We start from the raw sequence: 4,502 nt of genomic DNA on the forward strand, positions 1-4,502 counted from the left end.
TGCGCCTTCGCTGATCACCCGCAACACCAACGACGTCCAGCAAGTGCAGATGATGGTCGTGATGAGTTGCACCATCCTCGTCATGGCGCCGATCATGTGCGTCGGCGGCATCATCATGGCTCTGCGTCAGGACCTGAATCTGTCCTGGATCCTGGGGATCAGCGTCCCGCTTCTCGTAGTCTCGATGGGTTTCCTGATTGCCCGGATGGTCCCCGGATTCAGGGTCATGCAGGGCCGCCTCGACGCCGTCAACCGTGTTCTTCGCGAACAGATCACGGGCATCCGTGTCGTCCGAGCGTTTGTACGGGAACCGTACGAGGTAGAGCGTTTCGGCGACGCCAACCGCGAACTGACGGAGACTGCACTCGGCGTCGGACGCCTCATGGCACTGATGTTCCCGCTCGTGATGCTGATCAGCAATGTCACCAGCGTCGCGGTCATCTGGTTTGGTGGCCATCAGATCAACGAGGGCTCGATGCAGATCGGCTCGCTCACCGCGATGCTCAGCTACATCATGCAGATCCTGATGGCCGTCATGATGGCCACTTTCATGGCGGTGATGCTGCCGCGTGCGTCGGTGTGCGCCGAACGTATCTCCGAGGTGCTCGACACGGATTCGTCGGTGATTCCGCCCGAGAATCCGGTCCGAGAACTGAAGGACCCGGGAGTCGTCGAACTTCGTGGCGCTCAGTTCCAGTTCCCCGGAGCCGAGGAACCTGTATTGCGCGACATCACGTTCCGTGCCGAACCCGGCATGACGACGGCGATCATCGGCGGCACCGGATCGGGAAAGACCACTCTGCTTAACCTGATTCCACGATTGATCGACTCCACCTCCGGATCGGTATCGGTGGGCGGCGTCGACGTCCGCGACATCGACACGGAGCTGCTCTGTTCGGTGATCGGTCTGGTCCCGCAGAAGCCGTATCTGTTCTCCGGCACTGTCGCCACCAATCTCCGCTACGGAAACCCCGAAGCTACCGACGAATGGCTGTGGGAGTGCCTCGAGATCGCCCAAGCTGCCGACTTCGTCCGCGCCATGCCCGAAGGCCTGGACACACCGGTGGCACAAGGCGGTACGACGGTATCGGGCGGTCAGCGTCAGCGACTCGCCATCGCGAGAGCGTTGGTGCGTAAGCCGCAGATCTATCTGTTCGACGATTCCTTCTCGGCACTCGACCTCACTACTGATGCGAGGCTGCGTGCGGCGCTCCGGCCGGTCACGCAAGACGCCTGCATCGTCGTTGTCGCGCAGCGCATTTCCACCATCGTGGAAGCCGATCAGATCATCGTGCTCGACGACGGCGCCATCGTGGGGATCGGCACGCACGACGAACTCGTGGTCAGTTGTCCCACCTACGGCGAAATTGTCGCCTCTCAGCTAGCCGTACAGGACGCATCATGAGCAATCGACCGACTTCCTCGCCTCCCATCGGCCCGCCCGGCGGCGGTGATCCCACAAAGAAGGCCATGAACTTCGGCCCTTCGCTCAAACGTCTCCTCGGTCGCTTGAGCCCCGACAAGCCGATCGTCGTCCTGATCTTCGCTTTGGTGACGGCAAGCGTCGTACTTTCCTCGATCGCTCCGAAGATCCTGGGAAACGCCACCAACCTGATCTTCGACGGAATCGTCAGCAAGCAACTCCAGCCGGGGACGACAAAGGAACAGGCTGTCGAAGGATTGCGCGCTTCGGGGCAGGGTCAGCTCGCCGACATGGTGTCCGGCATGGCAGTTGTGCCTGGAACCGGAATCGATTTCGACGCAGTCGGCAAGGTCTTGATGATCGTGCTGCTGCTGTTCGTCTGCGCGTCGCTGTTCAGTTGGCTGCAGGCGTATCTGCTCAACATCGTGGTCCAGCGAACCGTTCGTCGTCTGCGTGAGGACGTCGAGCAGAAGATTCACCGACTTCCCTTGCGGTACTTCGATACCCATGCCCGCGGTGATGTTCTCTCACGCGTGACCAATGATATCGACAACGTCGCGCAGAGCTTGCAGCAGACGCTCAGCCAGTTGGTCATGTCGGTGATGACCGTCCTGGGCATTCTGGTGATGATGCTGTGGATCTCACCGCTGCTCGCCTTGATCGCGGTGGCAACTGTTCCGCTGTCGATCATGGTGACGGCGTTTATCGCGAAGCGTTCACAGAAGCACTTCGTGGCGCAGTGGAAGAGCCCCGGCGGAATCAACGCGCAGGTCGAGGAAGCATTCAGCGGCCACGAGTTGGTCAAGGTGTTCGGTCGCCAGCAGGAGGTCGAGGAGCGCTTCCGCAAGCAGAACGAGGATCTGTACGAGTCCAGCTTCAAGGCGCAGTTCATTTCCGGTCTGGTCATGCCGGCCGTGATGTTCCTGGGCAACCTCAACTACGTCGCCATCGCAGTGGTGGGTGGCATGCGCGTCGCATCCGGAACGATGACGCTCGGCGATGTGCAAGCGTTCATCCAGTACTCGCGGCAGTTCACCCAGCCGCTCACGCAGATAGCGTCGATGACCAATCTGCTGCAGTCCGGCGTCGCTTCGGCCGAGCGGGTCTTCGCGCTGCTCGACCAAGACGAGCAGTCGGAGGACCCGAAGAGCGCGAAGTCGCCCACGGTCGACAAGGGTCGCGTCAAGTTCGAGAACGTCACCTTCAGTTACAAGCCGGAACAGCCGCTGATCGAGGACCTGTCCCTGACTGCCGAGCCGGGCCAGATGGTTGCGATCGTCGGACCCACCGGCGCAGGCAAGACCACCCTGGTCAACCTCATCCTGCGGTTCTACGAACTCAATTCGGGCCGTATCACTTTGGACGGCATCGACATCGCCGACATGACGCGAGACGATCTGCGCTCGCGCATCGGCATGGTTCTGCAGGACGCATGGCTGTTCGGTGGAACCATCCGCGAGAACATCGCCTACGGCAAGCCTGGTGCCACCGACGAGGAGATTCGTCGTGCGGCCGAGATGAGCTACGTCGACAAGTTCGTGCACTCTCTGCCTGAGGGTTACGACACGGTCATCGACGAGGAAGGCAGCAACGTCAGTGCGGGCGAGAAGCAGCTCATCACTATCGCCCGCGCCTTCATCTCGCAGCCGTCCATCCTGATCCTCGACGAGGCGACCAGTTCGGTGGACACGCGCACCGAACTGCTGGTCCAGAGCGCCACCGCGGTTCTGCGCAACGACCGCACCAGCTTTGTCATCGCGCACCGTCTTTCGACAATTCGTGATGCGAACCTGATCGTGGTGATGGAGGAAGGCCGGATCGTGGAGCAGGGGAGCCATGAGGCTCTGCTCGAATCCCGCGGCGCGTACTTCCGTCTGTACAACAGCCAATTCGTGGGCGCGGAGATCTGATGCCTCAGTAGACTGGAGCAGACTTGGTCCGCTGGGTGGACCACATTCTGTGTACTGGAGGCGCTCGGCGATGCATTCGTTGCTGGGGAAAGCGCGCCTGATACTCGATTCCTTCGATGCGGATTCGGGTGCGCTGTCGCTGACCGAACTTGCGAATCGGAGTGGTGTTGCGAAGGCGACGGTGCATCGAATAGCCGGTGAACTGGTGTCTCTTGGTCTACTGGAACGGGTCGGAACCAAGTACAGGTTGGGGTTACGGCTCTTCGAACTGGGGCAGTTGGTTCCTCGTCAACGTATTCTGCGCGAGGTGTCCTTGACGTATGTGCAGGATCTTCACGCGGCGACCCGGGAGACGGTTCACCTCGCGATTCGCGACGGCCTCGATGTTCTGTACATCGACAAGATCTCCGGTCATCACGGGGTGGACCTGCCGTCGCGGGTGGCTGGCCGGCTGCCGATGTATGCCACGGCAACCGGCAAAGCGATACTCGCGTACTCACCGGATTCCGTTTTTCGAGCGGTAACAGGCAACGGATTTGTCGAGTTCACCGATCGGACGGTGAACTCGGAAGACGGGTTACGTAGGCAACTCGACGCTGTTCGTTCGCAGCAGTTGGCGGTCGAGACCGAGGAGGTTCGCCTGGGAACATCGAGTATCGCTGCCCCGATCTTCGGTGGACTTGGTGAAGCAGTTGCCGCGATCGGTGTGTCGAGTCCGCGGTATCGAATGGACACCGAGCGTTTTGCCGAACCGTTGCGCGCGGCGGCCGAAGGGATCAGCCGGAAGGTATCGGTTCTCGAACGCTCGGCATAACCGTTTTATCGACGCACGCAGAGCAGCGCGATCACGCCGAGAACCGAAGCCCCGGTCATGGAGATGGCCACGGCAAGACTGGTGTTGCCGAGAAGGCCGACGACGGGCGCAACCACAGCGGCAGCGCCGAACTGCGCAAATCCGATCAGCGCGGCTGCTGAGCCTGCGGCTTCTCCGTGACGGGACAGTGCAACCGCCGGTGCGTTGGGCATGACAAAACCCGTTGCGCAGAGCATCAGCAGGATGGGGACGGCAAACCCGACGAATCCCCACGAGTCGGTGGCGGCAACAACAACAAATGCAGCGCCGACGGCACTACTGCCCCACATTGCCCAGATCGTGATGGAATTCGGCG

Annotated in this window: 3 protein-coding genes and 1 pseudogene; 3 read left to right on the forward strand and 1 reads right to left on the reverse strand. The window is 61.1% G+C overall.

What is annotated here, in order from left to right; all coding sequences use genetic code 11:
• The 3 genes from A2J01_RS04295 to A2J01_RS04305 all read left to right on the forward strand — a co-directional run.
• Positions 1-1,405: ABC transporter ATP-binding protein (locus A2J01_RS04295; protein WP_064112071.1), on the forward strand; the 1,405-nt coding region annotated here is incomplete at its 5' end.
• Positions 1,402-3,333 carry an ABC transporter ATP-binding protein gene (locus A2J01_RS04300; protein ID WP_082900791.1) on the forward strand — a complete coding sequence of 644 codons (1,932 nt, stop codon included), beginning with the start codon at positions 1,402-1,404 and terminating at the stop codon, positions 3,331-3,333. The genes A2J01_RS04295 and A2J01_RS04300, both read left to right, overlap by 4 nt.
• A gap of 70 nt (positions 3,334-3,403) precedes the next feature.
• A complete protein-coding gene (locus A2J01_RS04305; protein ID WP_007731643.1) occupies positions 3,404-4,147 on the forward strand; it encodes an IclR family transcriptional regulator in 744 nt (247 codons plus the stop codon).
• 5 nt (positions 4,148-4,152) lie between these two features.
• Here A2J01_RS04305 and A2J01_RS04310 read toward each other — a convergent pair.
• Positions 4,153-4,502 (reverse strand): annotated as a pseudogene (locus A2J01_RS04310) (Bcr/CflA family drug resistance efflux transporter); the annotation flags it as partial.

Origin of the sequence: Rhodococcus sp. EPR-134 (assembly GCF_001647205.1) — a bacterium.
Taxonomy (GTDB): domain Bacteria; phylum Actinomycetota; class Actinomycetes; order Mycobacteriales; family Mycobacteriaceae; genus Rhodococcus_F; species Rhodococcus_F qingshengii.